Origin of the sequence: Streptomyces sp. PU-14G (assembly GCF_041028275.1) — a bacterium.
Lineage (GTDB): Bacteria > Actinomycetota > Actinomycetes > Streptomycetales > Streptomycetaceae > Streptomyces.
Genome location: NZ_JASKYT010000050.1, coordinates 15,799 through 33,296, shown reverse-complemented (window position 1 = coordinate 33,296; position 17,498 = coordinate 15,799). Strand labels below are relative to the sequence as shown.

General features: G+C 73.2%; 14 protein-coding genes. 5 read left to right on the top strand and 9 right to left on the bottom strand.

Going from position 1 to position 17,498, the window contains the following annotated elements; all coding sequences use genetic code 11:
- The 3 genes from AB8Z75_RS09090 to AB8Z75_RS09080 all read right to left on the bottom strand — a co-directional run.
- Positions 1 to 1,102: serine/threonine-protein kinase (locus AB8Z75_RS09090; protein ID WP_369200907.1), on the bottom strand; the 1,102-nt coding region annotated here is incomplete at its 3' end.
- Positions 1,103 to 1,371: 269 nt separating this feature from the next.
- Entirely contained in the window at positions 1,372 to 2,241 is an 870-nt protein-coding gene (locus AB8Z75_RS09085; RefSeq protein ID WP_369200906.1) for a menaquinone biosynthetic enzyme MqnA/MqnD family protein, read from the bottom strand.
- 164 nt (positions 2,242 to 2,405) lie between these two features.
- The gene (locus tag AB8Z75_RS09080) at positions 2,406 to 5,591 is read right to left on the bottom strand and encodes a tetratricopeptide repeat protein (RefSeq protein WP_369200904.1); all 3,186 of its coding nucleotides are present in this window, start codon (positions 5,589 to 5,591) and stop codon (positions 2,406 to 2,408) included.
- A 431-nt stretch (positions 5,592 to 6,022) separates the two neighbouring features.
- Here AB8Z75_RS09080 and AB8Z75_RS09075 point away from each other — a divergent pair, with 431 nt between their 5' ends.
- Positions 6,023 to 6,226 (top strand): cold-shock protein, encoded by a 204-nt coding sequence (locus tag AB8Z75_RS09075; protein WP_027739251.1) that lies wholly within the window; start codon positions 6,023 to 6,025, stop codon positions 6,224 to 6,226.
- 107 nt (positions 6,227 to 6,333) lie between these two features.
- Here AB8Z75_RS09075 and AB8Z75_RS09070 read toward each other — a convergent pair whose 3' ends face one another.
- From AB8Z75_RS09070 to AB8Z75_RS09050, 5 genes are all read right to left on the bottom strand, one after another.
- Entirely contained in the window at positions 6,334 to 6,819 is a 486-nt protein-coding gene (locus AB8Z75_RS09070; RefSeq protein WP_369200903.1) for a ribose-5-phosphate isomerase, read from the bottom strand.
- Between the two features lie 274 nt (positions 6,820 to 7,093).
- Complete coding sequence (locus tag AB8Z75_RS09065) at positions 7,094 to 8,878, bottom strand: dihydroxyacetone kinase family protein (RefSeq protein ID WP_369200902.1); 1,785 nt, start codon at positions 8,876 to 8,878, stop codon at positions 7,094 to 7,096.
- Positions 8,879 to 8,988: 110 nt separating this feature from the next.
- The gene (locus AB8Z75_RS09060; protein ID WP_369200901.1) at positions 8,989 to 10,437 is read right to left on the bottom strand and encodes an FGGY family carbohydrate kinase; all 1,449 of its coding nucleotides are present in this window, start codon (positions 10,435 to 10,437) and stop codon (positions 8,989 to 8,991) included.
- A 2-nt stretch (positions 10,438 to 10,439) separates the two neighbouring features.
- Positions 10,440 to 11,531, bottom strand: a complete 1,092-nt coding sequence (locus tag AB8Z75_RS09055) for a 2-hydroxyacid dehydrogenase (protein WP_369200900.1) — start codon at positions 11,529 to 11,531, stop codon at positions 10,440 to 10,442.
- Positions 11,528 to 12,205 carry an HAD family hydrolase gene (locus AB8Z75_RS09050; RefSeq protein WP_369200899.1) on the bottom strand — a complete coding sequence of 226 codons (678 nt, stop codon included), beginning with the start codon at positions 12,203 to 12,205 and terminating at the stop codon, positions 11,528 to 11,530. Before AB8Z75_RS09050 ends, AB8Z75_RS09055 begins: the two co-directional genes overlap by 4 nt.
- A gap of 148 nt (positions 12,206 to 12,353) precedes the next feature.
- Between AB8Z75_RS09050 and AB8Z75_RS09045 the strand changes: the two genes are divergently transcribed.
- The gene (locus AB8Z75_RS09045) at positions 12,354 to 13,139 is read left to right on the top strand and encodes a DeoR/GlpR family DNA-binding transcription regulator (protein ID WP_369200898.1); all 786 of its coding nucleotides are present in this window, start codon (positions 12,354 to 12,356) and stop codon (positions 13,137 to 13,139) included.
- 101 nt (positions 13,140 to 13,240) lie between these two features.
- Positions 13,241 to 14,554 (top strand): MFS transporter, encoded by a 1,314-nt coding sequence (locus tag AB8Z75_RS09040; RefSeq protein ID WP_369200897.1) that lies wholly within the window; start codon positions 13,241 to 13,243, stop codon positions 14,552 to 14,554.
- A 56-nt stretch (positions 14,555 to 14,610) separates the two neighbouring features.
- On the opposite strand, the gene AB8Z75_RS09035 is transcribed toward AB8Z75_RS09040, so the two are convergent.
- Entirely contained in the window at positions 14,611 to 15,018 is a 408-nt protein-coding gene (locus tag AB8Z75_RS09035; protein ID WP_369200896.1) for a DUF3224 domain-containing protein, read from the bottom strand.
- Between the two features lie 120 nt (positions 15,019 to 15,138).
- Here AB8Z75_RS09035 and AB8Z75_RS09030 point away from each other — a divergent pair, with 120 nt between their 5' ends.
- Positions 15,139 to 16,104, top strand: coding sequence for a helix-turn-helix transcriptional regulator (locus AB8Z75_RS09030; RefSeq protein WP_369200895.1), 966 nt, complete (start codon positions 15,139 to 15,141; stop codon positions 16,102 to 16,104).
- Between the two features lie 251 nt (positions 16,105 to 16,355).
- A complete protein-coding gene (locus AB8Z75_RS09025) occupies positions 16,356 to 17,366 on the top strand; it encodes a TetR family transcriptional regulator C-terminal domain-containing protein (RefSeq protein ID WP_369200894.1) in 1,011 nt (336 codons plus the stop codon).
- The last annotated feature ends 132 nt before the right edge of the window (positions 17,367 to 17,498 follow it).

Sequence of the window (17,498 nt, the reverse complement as noted above, 5' to 3'; positions counted from 1 at the left end):
CGGTGGGGCCGGGCGGTCCGGTTTCCGTGGTGGGGTGGGCGACGGCCTCGCCGAACGAGGGGTCAGGCGGCCCGAACCCCGGCCCGCGCGGGACGGACGGCGGGATGCTCGGCGGGGACGCCGGCAGAGGTGGCACGAGGCCCGCGTCAGGCCCGTACGCGGGCGTCGTGAACGGCACCGGGCCGGAACCCTGCGGCGCCTGCGGCTCCAGCTCCAGCAGTTCGACGGCGCTCCTGCTCACCTGCTCCACGATCGGCCCGGGCAGCCAGCCGCTGCGCACCAGTCCGGCGGCGCCGCCCGCCGCGCCCGCCAACTCCCCGACGAGGACCTCGGTGGAGGGCCGCCCGCCGGGGTCCTTGGACAAGGCACGCGTCACGGTCTCGCGCAACCCGTCCGGCAGGCCGTCGAGCCGGGCCTCGCCGTGTACGACGTGGTAGAGCAGCGCGGCCGAACTGTCCCCGGGGAAGGGCGCCTCGCCCGTCGCGGCGTACACCAGCACCGCGCCCAGCGCGAAGACGTCCGTGGACCCGGCGACCCGCTCGCCGAGGATCTGCTCCGGCGCCATGTAGCCGGGGGAGCCGACCGAGACGCCGCTGGAGGTGAGCGAGGCCGTCCCGTCCTTGGCCCGCGCGATGCCGAAGTCGATCAGACGGGGGCCGTCCAGGGTGAGCAGCACGTTGGAGGGCTTCACGTCGCGGTGCACCAGGCCGAGACCGTGCACGTGGTCGAGGGCCTCGGCGAGCCCCGCTCCCACCGCCCGTACCGTCGCCTCGGGCAGCGGTCCGTGTTCGGCGACGGCCTGCGCCAGCGAGGGGCCGGCCACGTACCCGGTGGCCACCCACGGGGTCGGCCCGTCGGTGTCGGCGTCCAGCACCGGGGCCGTCCAGGCGCCGCCGACCCTGCGCGCCGAGGCCACCTCGCGCCGGAAGCGGTGCCTGAACTCCTCGTCCACCGCGTGGTGCGGGTGGACCACCTTCACCGCGACGGTGCGGCCACTGGTCGAGCGGGCGAGGTACACCCTGCCCATCCCGCCCGCGCCCAGCCTGCGCAGCAGGCGGTACTCGCCCAGCGACTGCGGGTCCTCCGGCTCCAGCGGCTGCATCGTGCCCCCCTCGGTCGCTGCCCCGCGCCCTCCCGGCGGACGTCTTCCCTCCGGGTCCCCTCGGGCACCACCAGCTTAGGCACACCGCCGGGGACCGGGACCGGAAGCGGGAGCCCCGATGCGAGGCGCGCGGCCCATTACGCGGGCGGCCCGTTACGCGGGCGGCCCGTTACGCGGGCGGCCCGTTACGCGGGCGGACGGGAGGAGGCCGCCCGGGACTCGGCAGACCCGGGCTCGGCTCGACAGGCCCCGACTCGGCAAACCCGGGCTCAGGGGCGCAGCATCTCCACCCGGACGTCGGGCGGGAACCCGGTCGTCGCGCCGGTGCGGCGGGCGAACTCGGCCACGCCCTCCAACTGCCGCTCGCCGAAGCGGAAGTCGAGCGTGGTGAAGTACTTCTCCAGCACCTTCGGGTCGAAGACCTCGTACCGCGCGGCGTGCTCGGCCACCTGGTCGACCTGTTCCATGGCCAGGTCACGGGAGTCGAGGAAGGCGCGGTGCGTCTCGCGCACCGTCTCGGGGGAGCGCGCGAGGAAGTCGCGGCGCACCGCCCAGACGGCGAAGACGAACGGCAGCCCCGTCCACTCCTTCCACAGCCGCCCCAGGTCGTGCACCTGGAGCCCCTCCTCCGGCAGCCGGCGCAGGTAGGCGCGCAGTCCCACGTCGCCGATGACGACGGCCGCGTCCGCCTCCTTCATCATCCGCTCGAGGTCGGGCTCGCTGGTGTAGTAGTCCGGCTGGACGCCGTAGCGCTCGCTCAGCAGCAGCTGGGCGAGCCTCACGGACGTGCGCGAGGTCGAGCCGAGGGCCACTCTGGCGCCGTCGAGCTGGTCCAGCGGCACGCGGGAGACGATCTCGCACGACATGACGTCGCCGTCGCAGCCGACCGCGATGTCGGGGAGCGCCACCAGGTCGTCGGCGTTGCGCAGGAACTCCACGAGGGTGACGGGCCCCATGTCGAGCCGCCCGTCGATGATCATTTCGCTGAGCTTCTCGGGGGTGTCCCGAGTCAGGTCCAGGTCCAGCAGGGTGTGCGTGTGGACCAGGCCCCAGTACAGCGGGAGACAGTTGAGGAACTGGATGTGCGCGACGCGGGGGCGGGTGCGCACATCCCTCGAATCAGCCGGTTTAGCAGTCACTCTCCGGAGAGTACGCCCCGGAATATCGCGATTCCCACGAGGGGCGCGGTGGCCTGCGCGACCGGGGCCGCGACCGCGGCCGGCGAGGCGGTGGCCGCGCACCACGGTGCGCAGCCGCGCAGCAGGGCCCGGGTCCGGCGCCGGCGCCTCCGGCAGGTGCGCGCTCAGGGCCCGGCATGCGCGTCATGCCGGGTCCGCGCCGGCCGGGAGCGGCCTTCGCGTCGTCTCAGGAGCGACCGGGTGACAGAGACGGCGCACAGCGCGCTCAGGACGACGACGAACAGCCCGGTCACCGACACCTCGGGGAAGGCCAGCGAGTTCACCACCAGCAGGACGCAGCCGAGGACGAGGGGCTCGACGAGCGCCCTGCGGTCGAAGACCGTGCGGTGGCGCAGGCTCTCGGCCCGCTCCTCGGACATCCGGGACGCGTCCGGCCGCAGCCGCAGCCACAGGTACCCCCACCAGCCGCGCCAGCCGGCCGTGCCCGCCGCGGCCCGGGCCAGGAAGAGGCAGGAGTACGCGAGCTTCGCACCGCTCCGCTCGCCCCTCGCGCGGGAGAGCAGCGCGGCCTTCGCGTACGCGGTCGCCGCCGCGTCGTGGCGCTCCGCCTCCCGCAGCGCGTGACCGGTCCACAGGAGAGCGTCGGTCTCCTGCGCTGAGTCGCCGGCGGCCTGGTGGAGCGACCGGCTCTCGTCGAACGCGGCGACGGCCTCCGGGGCCCGCCCCGCCTTCAGGAGGGCCCGGCCGTGATCCGCCAGCGCGCGGGCGAGTTCCCCCCGGCCGTCCCGCGCCCGCCGGAAGGCCACCACCCGGCAGAAGGACTCCGCGGCCTCTCCCCACCGCTGCGCTGCCATCAGGTCCAGTCCGAGATGTTCCAGGCTGTCCGCCGTGGCGCCCTCGTCCCCGGCCCGGTCGTGCGCGGCGACGGCGGTGGCGCGGGTCTCGATCGCCGAGGCGGGCCGGCCGGCGCCGTGGAGCGCGTTGGCCAGCACGTGCAACGCCCCGGCCAGCAGTGTGGGGTGCTCCGCCTCCCGGAGCAGGGCCACCGCCTCGTCGGCGAGCGTCATCGCCTCCTCGTACCGCGCGCTCTCGTTGAACAGGCCGCTGACAGCGGTCAGGGTCTCGCCCAGCGCGGCAGGCTCGCCCGCCTCCCGCGCCGCGTCGAGCGCTGCCAGCCGGGCGGCCAGCGCGTCGTCCGTGTGGCCGGCTCTCAGGTGGGCGACGGCTGTGTTGTTCAGGGCGGTCTGCCGGCCGTGCGGGTCGTCCAGAACGCCGTAGAGGTCGAGCGCCTCGTCCAGGACGGCGAGCGCCTGCGCGTGTTCTCCCAGGTCCACCAGGGTGCTGCCCAGGCAGTTGAGACAGTCGGCCTCCCCGTGCCGCTGCCCGGTCAGGCGGTGCAGCGACAGCGCCTCGACGTGGGCGGCTCTGGCCTGCTCGAACTCCCCCTTGGCCGCCAGGGCGTTGCCCAGGTTGTTCAGCGCTACCGCCTCGCCCCCGGGGTTTCCCGCCTCCCGGTGCGCGGCGAGGGCCTCGGTGTGGGAGGCGACCGCGGCGTCGTACTGCCCCGCGGCCCTCAGGGTGGAGCCGCGGTGCGAGCTCAGCACCGCGTGCCGGCCGGGATCTTCGCGTCGGGGACGGAGGGCTTCGGCCGCGGAGTGGGCCTCGATGGCTTCCTCCAGCCGCCGCAGCGAGGCCAGCGCGCTGCCCAGCCGGCTCTGCGCGGTCGCCTCACCCTCCGGGTCCTCGGCCGCGCGGAACTGCTCGATCGCCGCGCTGTAGGCGGTGACCGCCTCCTCGTACCGCCGAGCCGCTTCCAGCGCCGCGCCGAGCCCCTCGAGTACCGTCGCGTGCAGGCCCGGGTCGCCCGCCCGGGTGGCGGCCTCGGCGGCTGTCGTGCCGACCATGACCCACTCGTGCGGGTAGTGGTGGGCGGACAGGTACGGCATCAGGTGCAGCGCCAGTTCGCAGCACAAGACGTCGGCCTCCGCGGCCTCGGCCACGAGCACGGTGACAACGAGATTGTCGTGTTCGTGCGCCAGCCATCTCAGCGCCTCCCACCGATCGGCGAACAGGTCGGTGTCGGGCGTCCCGGAAGGGCGGAGGTGGGAGCCCGCCGCCACGAGACGCTCGGCGTAGTGGGACACCAACCGGGGGAAGGCCTCCTGCCTGCTGTCCTCCTCCGCGTGGTCGGCGCTCCGTTCCTCGGCGTAGACGGCGAGGAGGTCGTGCATGTACCAGCGCTCGCCCGTGGCGTCGGTACCGATCAGGTTCGCCCGTGCCAGCGCCCTGAGAAGGTGCTCGGCGTGCGCGGCATCGCTGTCGACGAGGGCTGCCACCGCCGCCGCGGAGATGTCCGGGTAGAGCGTCATCGGCAGCAGCCGGAACAGGCGGGCCTGTTCTGGTGGCAGGGCGGCGTGGGAGAGGTCGAAGGCGGCACGCACGGCACGCTCGTCGCGGCTGAGGCGGTCCAGGCGGCGGCCGGCCTGATCCAGGTCGGCGGCCATCGCGGCCGGGGAGCGCCCGGGCACGTCCGCGAGGAGCGAGGCGACGATGGCCAGGGCCAGTGGCAGGCGGGCGCACTGCTCGGCGATGCGGGCGGCGGCGTCGGGATCCTCGTCGACCCGGCGGTCCCGTGCCCCCCGCTTCTGGCGCAACTCGCGCCGCAGAAGCCGCACCGACCCCTCGATGCTCAGGACGTCCACGTCGTGCAGGGCGACGTTGGCCAGGTCGGAGAGGGTATGGCGCGAGGTGACGAGCGCCGGTGTGCGCGCGTCACCCGGGAGCAGCGGCCGGACCTGGTCGCTGTGGGCGGCGTTGTCGAGGACGACGAGGACCCGGCGGCCCTCGTCCGCGTACGCGCTCAGGGCCGAGTGGTAGAGCCTGGCCAGGTCCTGGATCTCGTCCGGCAGCCGTTCCCGGGCGATGCCGAGGGCCTCCAGCAGGGACCGCAGGGCCTTCCCGGGTGCCATGGGGCCACGGGCACCGGGGGTGTGGCCCAGCAGATCGACGAAGAGGACCCCGCCCGGGAACCAGCCCGGTGTGCTCAGTGCCCGGTCGGCCACCTGCAGCGCCAACTCGGTCTTACCCACCCCGGGCAGCCCCGCGAGCGCGGACACGCGCGCCGCACCGGTGCCGGCGGCGTCGGGCGCCAGGGAGGAGACGAGGGCTTCGAGGATCTCCTCGCGGCCTGCGAACGTGCCCACCCGTGCCGGCAGCCCCGCCATCGCTGGGGTGATCACCGGCGGCAGCCGCACGGAGATGTTGTTCCCCTGGATCACGCAGTTGAAGAAGATGCCGCCACTGATCTCGTTGCTGACCCGCCCGGCAGCACGCCGATCCTCCGCGACCACAGGCCTACCCCCTCGCGGCTCTCGGTGCACAAGCGTATGCGCGGTGTCGTGGCCGGGAAACCGGCGGGGAGCGCCCCGGAGACCCGGCCGGGGAGTGACCCGGGGCACCGTCAGGGCACCGGCGGAGAACCGGCCGGGAGCGACACGGGGAACCGGCGGGGAGGGGAACCGAGCGCGCCGGGCAGCGGCCTGGCCGGGCACGCTGACCGGCCAGGATGGCCGCTGCGGTGGTCTTAAGCGACCGGCTCCCAATCGAGTGATCTTCGACCCTTCCACCGTCGGCGCCCCCGTGCTAGTCTCGCTGCAAGTTGCAGTTTGGTTTCCCTTGCAGTACAGAGCCTGCGGAGCATGTGACCGCGGGCTCTCGTCGTTTTCAGGCTTCTTAGTGGGTTCTGGGAGCAGGGACACCCTTATAGGCCCAAGGAGGGCTTATGGCTACCGGAACCGTGAAGTGGTTCAACGCCGAAAAGGGCTATGGCTTCATCGCCCAGGACGGTGACGGTCCCGATGTCTTCGTCCACTACTCCGCTATCAACGCATCCGGGTTCCGCTCGCTCGAGGAGAACCAGACGGTGACGTTCGACGTGACGCAGGGGCCCAAGGGCCCGCAGGCTGAGAACGTCACCGCGCAGTAGGTCCCTGCGACGTACGCAGCACCCCAAGGAGCCCCCGCCGACGGCGGGGGCTCCTGCCTTTTTGTGGTGCCTGTGCCGACTGCCCTCAGGGGCCAGTGCCGGCTCGCTCAGCAGTCGCGCCGCTCGTAGCCCGTGATCGCGGCGACCTTCTCGGCGGAGGCCGAGCTTTCGTCGAAGCGGTGGTCGAGCCACTCGGCCGCCAGCGTCCTGGCCAGCTCCAGACCGATGACGCGCTGCCCGAAGCAGAGGACCTGCGCGTTGTTGCTGAGCACGGAACGCTGCACGGAGTAGCTGTCGTGCGCGGTCACCGCCCGGATGCCCGGCACCTTGTTGGCGCTGATGGCGACGCCGAGACCGGTGCCGCAGACGAGCAGCGCCCGGTCGGCCTCGCCCTCGGCGACGCGGCGGGCGGCTTCGACGGCGACGTGCGGGTAAGCGGTGTGCTCGTCGCTGCCGACCCCGACATCGGTCACCTCCGCGACGCGGGCGTCTGCCTCCAGGTCCTTCTTGAGGGCTTCCTTGTAGTCGAGTCCCGCGTCGTCACACCCGACGACGACGCGGAACGGCCGGGGCTGTGCGGGGTTGGTGCTCATGGTGCGTTCCTCCAGGGGAGCGTCCGTCTCGTACGTCGGCCGGTGCGGTCCGCCGGGTCCGGTGTCGGCCGGTCCGGCACCCACCGGTTCCGGTGAGGGCCGAGTCCGCCCTGCGGCAGCCGGGCCCGGCGGCGGCCGGACCCTGCGGCGACCGGACCCTGTGGCAACCGGTCCCTGCGGCGGCCGTGCCCGGCAGCGACCGGACCCTGTGGCAACCGGTCCCTGCGGCGGCCGGTCCCGGCGGCGGCCGGTCCCGGCGGCGGCCGGGTCCGTGTCAGTCGGGGAGGGCGGCGGTGGCGGTGGCCGACACCTCGGTCAGGACCATGGCCAGGGAGGTGGCGCCCGGGTCCGGGGTGCCGAGGCTGCGCTCGGCCAGCGGCCGGGCCCGGCCCAGCTTCGGGCGCAGCCGGGCGGTGGCCTCGGCGGCGGTACGCGCCCTGTCGGCGGCGGCGGCGAAGGCCTCCGCCGCCGAGGCGCCGGCGTCGGTCCGTTCGGTGAACGCGGTCACGAACGGGGCGAGCGCGTCGACCAGCGTCTTGTCGCCGGGCTCCGCCTTGCCGAGCGAGGTGACCGCCTCCAGCGCCGCCCGGGCCCCTGCCACCAGTTCGGCGGGCTCGGGCGCGCGGTCGGCGGGCAGCGCCGAGCCGAACGCGCGCAGGCCCGCGCCCCACAGCGCCCCCGACGTGCCACCCGCCTCGGCCGCCCACGCGTCACCGGCCGCGCCCAGCAGGACGGCCGGGGCCGCGTCGCGCTCACGCTCCTGCTCGGCGGCGGCCAGAGCCGCGTCCACGCCCTTGCACATTCCGCGCCCGTGGTCGCCGTCGCCCGCGACGGCGTCGAGCCGGCCGAGCGCCTCTTCCTGGTCGTGGAGGAGGGTGTGGGCCGCGCGGAACGCCTCCACGGCGGTGGCCAGGGTGGTGAGCGCGGCTCCTGTCGCGGGCGCAGGCGCGGTTGCGCGCCCGCCGCCGGGCGCCGAGCCGGTCGCCGTGCCGCTCGCGCGGGTGGCCCTCTGCGCGGGGGCGGCCTGGCGGGTCGGGGCCGTCCTCGCGTCGGCCATCCGGCCCCGGCGGAACGCCGGGGTGTCGGCGGGAGCCAGCCAGAGCCGTTCCAGTTCCTCGTCCAGCCAGGTGAGGGTGAGGGAGCAGCCCGCCATGTCCAGCGAGGTGACCAGCTCGCCCACCTCGGGCCGCACCAGGTCGAGCCCGGCGTCGGCGAGCCGCTCGGCCACCGAGGCCCACAGGACGTACAGCTCCTCGTACTTGGTGGAGCCCAGGCCGTTGAGGAGGACCGCCACCCGGTCGTCGTCCGCCGCCTCGGCGGGCCGCTCGGCCAGCAGGCCCGCCACGAGGGTGCGGGCCAGCTCGTCCGCCGTCGTGAGCTCGTCCTCGCTGACGCCGGGCTCGCCGTGGATGCCCAGGCCCAGGCCCAGCTTGCCCTCCTCCACGGTGAACAGGGGTTCGCGCTGGCCGGGGAGGGTGCACCCGGCGAAGGCGACGCCCAGGGAGCGGGTGCGCGCGTTGGTGCGTTCCGCGACGCGGACGACCTCGTCCAGCGAAGCGCCCTCCTCGGCCGCCGCCGAGGCCGTCTTGTAGACGGTGAAGCCGCCCGCGATGCCGCGCCGCTTGCCGGCCTCGGCCGCGGGCGCGCTCGCCACGTCGTCGGTGACGGCGAAGCACCGGGCCGGTACGCCCTCGTCGGTCAGGCGCTGGGCGGCCTGGCCGAAGTTCATCACGTCGCCCGCGTAGTTGCCGAACATGAACAGGACTCCGGCGCCGGATTCGGCCTCCGTCGCCACGGCGTGTGCCTGGGCGGCGGACGGGGAGGTGAAGACGTTGCCGATGACGGAGCCGTCGGCGAAGCCGTCACCGACCACGCCGCAGAAGGCGGGGTAGTGCCCTGAGCCGCCGCCGGTGAGGACGGCGACCTTGGGTGCGGTGGGGCGGGCCGCTCTGACCACACCGCCGCCGGGCGCGGCCCGTACGTGCTCGGGATGCGCCGAGACGAAGCCTTCCACCATGTCGGTGGTGAAGCGGGAGGGGTCGTTGAATATCCGGGTCATGTGTGTGCTCCAGCTCATCCTTCGTGGCCTGTGAGAAGCCTGTGAGAGCCCGGGCCCGCCACCGGACGAGCCGGGGCGGTGCCCGTCCCGTCACGGGGCCCCGCCGGTGGTCACCAGGACTGGCGGGCTCTTTCGAGGGTGTCGAGGTAGCGGTGGTAGCCGTCGTCGTAGAACGCGACCGCGTCGGGGTCGGCGCGGGAGACGCGGGCGAAGGAGGAGGCGGAGTTCTCGGGGGCGGCCCCGAGGGCGTCCCAGGCGACGCGGGCCGCGCCGCGGATACCGACCGCGTCCTCGCGGACGTGGACGTCGCGGCCGAGGACTCCGGCGAAGATGCGTCCCCATTCGCCGGAGCGGGCGCCACCGCCGCATGCGGTGATCTCGCCTGCCACGCCGAGGGTTTCCAGGCAGTGGCGGGCGGAGTAGGCGACCGCTTCGCACAGGGCGCGCACCAGGTCGGCGCGGCCGGTGAGAGGGGAGAGCCCGTCGAGCCGGCCGCGGGCGCGGGCGTCGACGAAAGGGGCGCGTTCGCCGCTGGTGGACAGGAAGGGCAGCGCGGTGACGCCGCCGGCGCCGTAGGGGGACTGGGCGAGCAGCGCGTCGAGTTCCTCGATGCGGACGCCGAGCATGCCCAGCAGCCAGTCGAGCCCGGCGGTGCCGATCATGGCAGGCATGACGCGCAGGTAGCGGTCGGGGTAGGGGGTGGCGAGGACCATGCCGGCCGGTTCGCCCGAGCCCGGTGCGGGGTCGGAGGCCAGGACCTGGCAGGCGAGGGTGGTGCCGATGATGAGGTTGCCCTGGCCGATCTGTTCCAGGCCGGAGCCGAGCCCGCAGGCGGGGATGTCGAAGGGCCCGGCGCTGACGGGCAGCCCCGCGGGCAGGCCGAGTTCGGCGGCGACCTTGGGCAGCAGCCCGAACAGGGTGCCGGGTGGTGCGGGGTCTGCCAGGAGTCCGCGCCAGTCGCTGAGGCCGCACAGGTCGAGTGCCTCGTCGTCGTAGGTGCGGGTGGAGACGTCGAGGAAGGGCAGGGAGGCGTCCGAGGCGTCGACGGTGCGTTCGCCGGTGAAGCGCTGGGTGAGGGCGTCCACGCAGTAGCCCGCGGTCTCGGCGGCTGCCAGCCGGTCGGGTTCGTGCGCGGCGAGGTGGGCCAGCAGAGGGCCGGCCGCGCCGGGGAACATGCCGGCTCCCGTGCGGCGGAAGACCGCGTCGGTGGTGCCGTCGGCGCTCCAGCCCTCCAGTACGGGAGCGGCACGGCCGTCCATCCAGGACAGCGCGCGGCCGACGGGACGGCCCCGCGCGTCGCGCAGCCACAGGCCGTCGCCCTGCCCGGTGAGGGCGAGGGCTTCGACGGGCTCGTCGGGGGCGAACTGCGCGGCGTCGGCGACGGCGGCCCGCACGACGGTGACGACCGTGCCGATGACCTCGTCCATGTCCTGCTCGACGCGGTTGCCCGGCAGCGTGTAGAGGGTGCTGCGGGCCTCGTGCGCGGGGCCTGTGCGCCCGTCGCGCGCGACGAGCTGGGCCTTGGTGACCGAGGTGCCGACGTCGACCCCGACGATCATGGCTACCGCCCTCCGTCGAGGCTCTGCGGGTTGACGACGTACTCGGGGCGCTCGCCGCGCAGGTGGGCTGCGGCCTGTGCGGCGGTGATGGCGGCGGCGCGGTCGGCGGTCTGCCGGGTGGCGCCGGCCAGGTGCGGGGTGGTGATGACGTTCGGCGCCGCGTGCAGCGGCCAGCTCGCGGGCGGCGGTTCGACGTCGTACACGTCCAGCGCGAGGGCGCCCAGGTGTCCCGACTCCAGCAGGGCGGGCAGCGGCGCGTAGTCCATGAGTTCGCCGCGCGCGGAGTTGACGAGCACGGCGCCCTTGGGCAGCAGCTTGAGGTTGCCGGCGTGCAGCATGTGCCGCGTCTCGGGGGTGACGCGGGCGTGCAGGCTGACGACGGAGCTGCGCCGCAGCAGGTCGTCCAGCTCGACCAGTTCGACGCCGTCGGCCGCCGCCTTGGCCGGGTCGGTGTAGGGGTCGGCGACCAGGACGCGGGAGCCGAAGGCGCGCAGCACGCGGGCGACGATGGACCCGATGGCGCCGTAGCCGACGAGGCCGACGGTGGTGCCGTCGAGTTCGATCCCGGCGTTCTCGATGGCGTAGTAGTCGCCGCGCCAGGTGCCCTTCTTCAGCTCGGCGTCGGAGGCGGGGATGCGGCGCAGCGCGGCGAGCATCAGACCGAGCGCGAACTCGGCGGCGGCGGCGGCGTTGCGGCCCGGGGTGAAGGTGACGGGGATGCCGGCGCGGGTGGCGGCCTCGACGTCGACGTTGACCGGACCGCCGCGGGCGACCGCGATCAGCTTAAGGTTGGGGGCCTCGCGGATGACGCGGTCGGTGAAGGGCGCCATCTGCACGAGGGCGATCTCGGCGTCGCCGAGGGCTTCGAGGAGTTCGTCCTCGGTGCCGGACGCCTCCTTGACGTTGCCGACGGGCCCGAAGGGCGTGTGCGGCCACGGGGTGGTCTGGGTGCGGAAGGCCAGCTCCGCGCCGGGCGCCGCGGCCCTGAGCGCGTCGACGAACAGCTGCGGGGCGATGAAGTGGTCGCCCGAGGCGAGGACCGTAGTGGAGCCGGTCGCGCCGGTCGCGCCCGCGGCGGGCTTGGGGTCCGTCATGCCCGGTCACCTTCCTTTTCCTTGAGCTTGCCGAGCAGGTAGCGGCGTACGGCGTCGTGTTCTGTCGCACAGTAGGCGGCGCCCGCCAGCGCGTCCTCGGCCGGCGGGTAGCCGGGGTTGGGGATGGCGACGACGGTCATGCCGGCAGCGGCGGCGGCGCGCAGCCCGTTGCTGGAGTCCTCGACCGCCAGGCAGTCGGTGGCGGGGACGCCGAGCTTGTCGGCCGCCGCGAGGTAGACGTCCGGGCTGGGCTTGCCGCGCGGGACCTCGGCGCTGGAGACGGTGGCCTTGAAGTGGTGGTCGACTCCGTGGTGGGTCAGTACGGCGTCGATGACGCGGCGCGGCGCGGACGAGGCGAGCGCGATCGGGCCGAGGGCCGCGGCGTCGGTGATCATCTCGCGGGCGCCGGTCAGCAGCTCGATCTCGCCGTCCTCCAGCGCCTTGATCATGCCGTCCACGACGGAGCGCTCGGTGTCGGCGACGCTGTCGCCCGCGCCGGCGAAGTCGGTGAGGAAGGCGGCCCACTCGGGGGCGCTCATGCCCTGGCAGCTCTTGGTCTGCTCCGGCCCCCACTGCCTGCCGCGTTCGGCGGCGAACGCGGTCCACAGCCGCTCCCAGAGATGCTCGCTCTCGACGAGCACTCCGTCCATGTCAAACACCACTGCATCGGCCACGGCCGGAACTCCTCACATTCGGCTCCCAGCAAATTAACACCGCTCTTGTTATCTGTCACTTGTGACCTGATACGCGTCCCAGCCGGGATGGGAGACTCGGGGCGGTCCGGAGACCGGCGGGCGCGGCGCCGGGTGCAGGATGGTCCGTATGACCGCCCAGGGAGCAGCGCGCGCCTCGCGCCAAGAGCGTCAGCAGCAGATCGTCGACCACGTGCTGGCCGAGGGCGACGCCTCGGTGGCGGAGCTGACCGAGCTGACCGGCGTCAGCGTGATGACCGTGCACCGCGACATCGCCGAGCTGGCCGACCGCGGCATCCTGCGCAAGTACCACGGCGGCGTGACGGCCCAGCCCTCCACCGTCTTCGAGTCCAGCTCGGACTTCCGGCGGCACGCGCACACCGGCGAGAAGGACGCGCTGGCCAGGGCCGCGCTCGACTTCGTGGCGCCCGGCATGTCGCTGATGCTGGACGACTCGACCACCGCGCTGGCGCTGGCCAAGCTGCTGCCGCAGGTGGGGCCGCTGACGGTGGTCACCAACTACCGGCTGATCACCGAGGAGCTGCGGGCCGCCGAGGACATCCGGCTGATCGGGATCGGCGGCGAGTACTCGCGCACCCACGACTCCTGGATCGGGCTCTCCGCACTGGAGATGATCAAGAGCTTCTCGGTGGACCTGACCCTGGTCTCCACCTCCGCCATGACCGGGACGATGACCTACCACCAGGAGCAGGAGATCGTCGCGCTCAAGCGGGCGATGCGCCTCGCGGGCTCGGTGAGCGTGCTGCTGATGGACCACAGCAAGGTGGGCCGGAGCGCGCTGCACCGGCTCGACCCGGTGGACGCCTTCGACCACGTGGTGCTGACAGGACCCGTGGACGACGGGCCCGTGGCCGAGATGCGCAAGCTGGCGGACGTGCGGGTGGTAACGACGTAACAAAAGATCTCGTTACCTTTAACACTCCTCTTGATATTTCTCGCGGCCGGGCTGAGGATCTGCGGTGCACCAACTGGTTACCTCAGAGCGGAGGCCCCTCGATGACGGATGCAGCGACGCGTGTGCCCGACAGAGGGCTGCTCGATCGCATAGGGCTGCCCAAACCCCTGGTCCTCGGGTACGTCGGCGTCCTGCTGTTCATGATCGGCGACGGGGTCGAGAGCGGCTTCATCGCCCCGTACATGGCCGACCACGGCGCCGGCACCGATGTGAAGGCCGGCTACGTCATCACCGTCTACGGCGTCGCCGTGATGCTGGCGTCCTGGTTCTCCGGGGCGCTCTCCCAGGTGTGGGGCCCGCGCAAGGTGATGTGGGTCGGCCTGGGCATCTGGGCGGTCTTCGACGCCCTCTACCTGGTCTTCGCGCTCGGCACCGAGAACTTCCCGCTGATGCTGCTCTTCTACGGCATCCGCGGCTTCGGCTACCCGCTGTTCGCCTTCGGCTTCCTGGTGTGGATCACCGGCAGCGCGCCCAAGGCCCGGCTGGGCACCGCCGTCGGCTGGTTCTACTTCGCCTTCACCGGCGGCCTGCCCACCCTCGGCTCCCTGTGGTCCAGCTTCACCATCCCGCAGATCGGCGAGATGGGCACCCTGTGGACCGCGCTCGGGCTCATCCTGATCGGCGGCGCCATCGCCCTGGTCGGCGCCAAGAAGCGGGGCGGCGGCGAGCGGCTCACCGAACCCGGCGTCACCACGGGCCAGTCCCTCTACAACAGCGTCTCCATCGTGTGGACCCACCCGCGCGTCCTGGTCGGCTGCCTGGTGCGGGTCATCAACACCGCGCCTGAGTTCGGCATGCTCGTCTACCTGCCGCGGATCTTCTCCGACGACGTCGGCTTCGGCACCGACAAGTGGCTCCAACTGCTGGCGATCATCTACGGCACCAACATCTTCTTCAACCTCATCTTCGGCGCCCTCTCCGACAAGATCGGCTGGCGTACCACCATCGCCGGATTCGGCGCCCTCGGCTGCGCCGTCAGCGTCACCGTCCTCTACTTCGTGCCCACCTGGCTCGGCCCCGACTACTACTGGGTCGCCGTCCTGGCCGGCATGCTCTACGGCGCCACGCTGGCGGGCTTCGTGCCGATCTCCGCGCTCATCCCCAACATGGCCCCCGAGAACAAGGGCGGTGCCATGGCCCTCCTCAACCTGGGGGCGGGCGGCGCCACCTTCGTCGGCCCCGCCATCGCCTCCCTCTTCCTCCCCCTGGTCGGCGCGGGCGGCGTGACCATCGTCTTCCTCGCCCTCTACCTGGTCGCCCTCGTGCTGACCCTGTTCCTCAAGATGCCGGAGGAACAGGGCGCCACGAAGGACGAGCCGGTCGCGCCGCGACCGCAGGCGACCACGGCGGTGTGACACGGGCCCCGGGCCCCGCCGCGTCCGCGGCGGGGCCCGGGCCTTTGTGAGGGGTGTCAGTCCAGGGTGTAGGAGAAGGCCACCGCGACCTTCTCCTCGCCGTGCCGGACCTCGTACGAACCGTCACCGGTCAAACCGGTGAGCGCTCCGGTGGCGGAGCCGGGGGCGACGTCGAAGGTGCAGCGGATGGTGCCCTCCTCGTCGAAGGTGCCGGCCTGCCGGATGACGAACGTGCCCTCCCGGCCGTCGACCGAACCGGTCAGCACCTCCATCCCGGAGAAGACGCCCGTCATCTCCGTCGCATAGCAGAGCACGTACTCGCAGGCGGCGCCCCTCGCCTCGATGCCGCCCGCGTAGTCGTTGACGACGGAGGCCCGGGACAGGCGGGGGCCCTCCGTGGCCCGTACCTCCTTCTCGTCCCAGGAGACGGGGGTGAACGTGGCGGTGGTGGTACGCGAACCCATGAGATGCCCTTTCGCTGTGCGGTAGCGCGCTGTGCGGTAGCGCGCTGTGCGGTAGCGGCCTGACGGCATCCTGTCTCCCGTACCTGACACCTCATGTCAGGTACGGGAGACAATGGCGCCATGCGCGCCGACCGGCTTCTCTCGCTGCTCCTGCTCCTCCAGAACCGGGGCCGGATGACGGCACCCGAACTCGCCTCCGCACTCGACGTCTCCGTGCGCACCGTCTACCGCGACATCGACGCGCTCAGCGCCTCGGGAGTCCCCGTCTACGCCGACCGCGGCCCGGCCGGCGGCTACCGCCTCATGGACGGCTACCGCACCCGGCTGACCGGGCTGACCGACTCCGAGGCGGGCTCGCTGTTCCTGTCCGGGCTCCCCGGCGCCGCCGAGGAACTGGGCATCGGCGCCGTCCTGACCACCGCCCAGCTCAAGGTGCGGGCCGCACTGCCCACCGCCCTCGCCGAGCACACCCGGCGCATCCAGGACCGCTTCCACCTCGACGCACCCGGCTGGTTCAGAGGCGCCGACCCGGTGCCGCACCTGCCGCAGGTCGCCCGCGCCGTGTGGGAACAGCGGGTACTGCGGGTGCGCTACCGGCGCTGGCGCGGCGAGGTACAGCGCCAACTGCGGCCGCTGGGCATCGTGCTGAAGGGCGGCATCTGGTACGCCGTCGCCGAAGCCGACGGCGCCGCGCGCACCTACCGGATCTCCCGTTTCGAGGACGTCACCCCCGGCGACGAGACGTTCGACCGCCCCACCGGCTTCGACCTGCCCGCCTACTGGGCCGACTCCGCCCGCCGCCTGGAGTCCTGGCTGCGCCAGGACGTCGCCCGCGTCCGCCTCTCCCCGCAGGCCCAGCGACTGCTGCCCGCCAAGTTCGGCGCCCCGGGCGTCCGCGCCCTCGACCAGGCGGGCCCACCCGACGAAGCCGGCTGGATCGAGACCGACCTGGACGTCGAGTCCCAGCCGGTCGCCGTCAGCGACCTGCTCAGCCTGGGCGCGGAGGCCGAGGTCCTGGGCCCACCCGCCCTGCGGGCCGCGATGACCGAGGCGGTCTTGGCACTGTCCGCGCACTATGCGGTATGAGCGATCCGCCTGCCGGCTGCACGGACCTCGTTCGTCAGGGCTCCCCGCCGGCAGCAGCTCGGCGGCTGAGCGCGGCTGCGCGGGGGACCGGGCACCCGCAGCCCCAGCTCCACACGCGCGTTGCGCGCACTGACTAACGCATCAGTCAGGAGCGCAACGGTGCGGAATTTCCGGGAGCTAAGCGGGCATAACGGGCCATAATGCATCACCCGCCGTTGCGGTTATCTCAATGCATCCTTACGGTGGTCGGCATGCGGCACACAGCGGGCGACCGGATCGAGGACAGCGCGGGCGAGGTCGCCGAGCGGGTCAGGAAGGTCGTCGAGGCCGCCGGGTGCACCCAGCGGGAGTTCGCCCGGCGGGTCGTCATGGACCCCTCCAAGCTGTCGCGCGCGCTGAGCGGCACGCGCCGCTTCACCGTCGCCGAGCTGGCCCGCATCGCCGACGCGGGCGAGGTCGACGCCGGGTGGCTGCTCGGCTCCCCCAGCACGGAGCCGGCCTCCCCCAGTGCGGAGCCCGCCTCCCCCAGCGCGGAGCCCGCCTCCGCGAGGGCGGCCGTGTCCGCTCCTCCAGCCACCGCACCGTCTTCCGCCACGTCCAGGGAGCCCCTACTCCCCTCCGCGGGGCGCCCGTTGCAGATCGTGCGGGAGACGGTGCGGTTGATCGCGGAGCACGGGTTCCACGCCGTGCGGGTCGCCGACATCGCCGCCGCCTGCGACACCAGCACCGCCGCCATCCACTACCACTTTCCCGGCCGTGCGGAGCTGCTGGAGGCGGCCGTGCGGTGGTGCATGGACGAGGACACCGCCAGCCGTGCGACCCGCATCGCCGAGGCGGGTGCCGGCAACGCCGCCGACGAGTTGCGTGAACTCCTCGCGTTGCAGACACCGCGCACCGCTCAGCAGCGCAGGCAGTGGCTGGTGTGGCTCGATCTGTGGGCGGAGGCGGCCCGGTCGACCGCGATCGGCCGGCTGCACGTGGACTACTACCGCCAGTGGCGTACCACCGTCGCCGACGTCATCCGGCGCGGCATCGTCCAGGGCGTCTTCCGCACCGTGGATCCCGAGTTCAGCGCCCTGCGTCTGACCGCGCTCATCGACGGTCTGGCCTCGCAGGTCCTGGCCAGCGCCGCCGGTGCGCAGAGCGCCGCCGACGCGGGCGCCCGTCCCGACACCGGGCCCGACGACATGTACACGGCGCTGCTCGCCCACGTCCGCACCGAGCTGCTTTCCGAGGCCGACGAGAAGCCCGTCGCGTTCTGAAGCCCCCTTCGGCACACCCTTTCGACACACCCTTTCGACACACTCACCTCTCCCCAGCTGTCCTCACGGACTCCGACCATCCCCCGGACACCAACCGTCCCCACGGACACCAACCGTCCCTACGGAGGTATC

Excerpts from the sequence above, each read along its gene's own strand:
- AB8Z75_RS09070 (WP_369200903.1), bottom strand. The coding sequence starts at position 6,819 with ATGAGCACCAACCCCGCACAGCCCCGGCCGTTCCGCGTCGTCGTCGGG.
- AB8Z75_RS09060 (WP_369200901.1), bottom strand. The coding sequence starts at position 10,437 with ATGATCGTCGGGGTCGACGTCGGCACCTCGGTCACCAAGGCCCAGCTC.
- AB8Z75_RS09065 (WP_369200902.1), bottom strand. The coding sequence starts at position 8,878 with ATGACCCGGATATTCAACGACCCCTCCCGCTTCACCACCGACATGGTG.
- AB8Z75_RS09075 (WP_027739251.1), top strand. The coding sequence starts at position 6,023 with ATGGCTACCGGAACCGTGAAGTGGTTCAACGCCGAAAAGGGCTATGGC.
- AB8Z75_RS09045 (WP_369200898.1), top strand. The coding sequence starts at position 12,354 with ATGACCGCCCAGGGAGCAGCGCGCGCCTCGCGCCAAGAGCGTCAGCAG.
- AB8Z75_RS09040 (WP_369200897.1), top strand. The coding sequence starts at position 13,241 with ATGACGGATGCAGCGACGCGTGTGCCCGACAGAGGGCTGCTCGATCGC.
- AB8Z75_RS09030 (WP_369200895.1), top strand. The coding sequence starts at position 15,139 with ATGCGCGCCGACCGGCTTCTCTCGCTGCTCCTGCTCCTCCAGAACCGG.
- AB8Z75_RS09055 (WP_369200900.1), bottom strand. The coding sequence starts at position 11,531 with ATGACGGACCCCAAGCCCGCCGCGGGCGCGACCGGCGCGACCGGCTCC.
- AB8Z75_RS09025 (WP_369200894.1), top strand. The coding sequence starts at position 16,356 with ATGCGGCACACAGCGGGCGACCGGATCGAGGACAGCGCGGGCGAGGTC.
- AB8Z75_RS09035 (WP_369200896.1), bottom strand. The coding sequence starts at position 15,018 with ATGGGTTCGCGTACCACCACCGCCACGTTCACCCCCGTCTCCTGGGAC.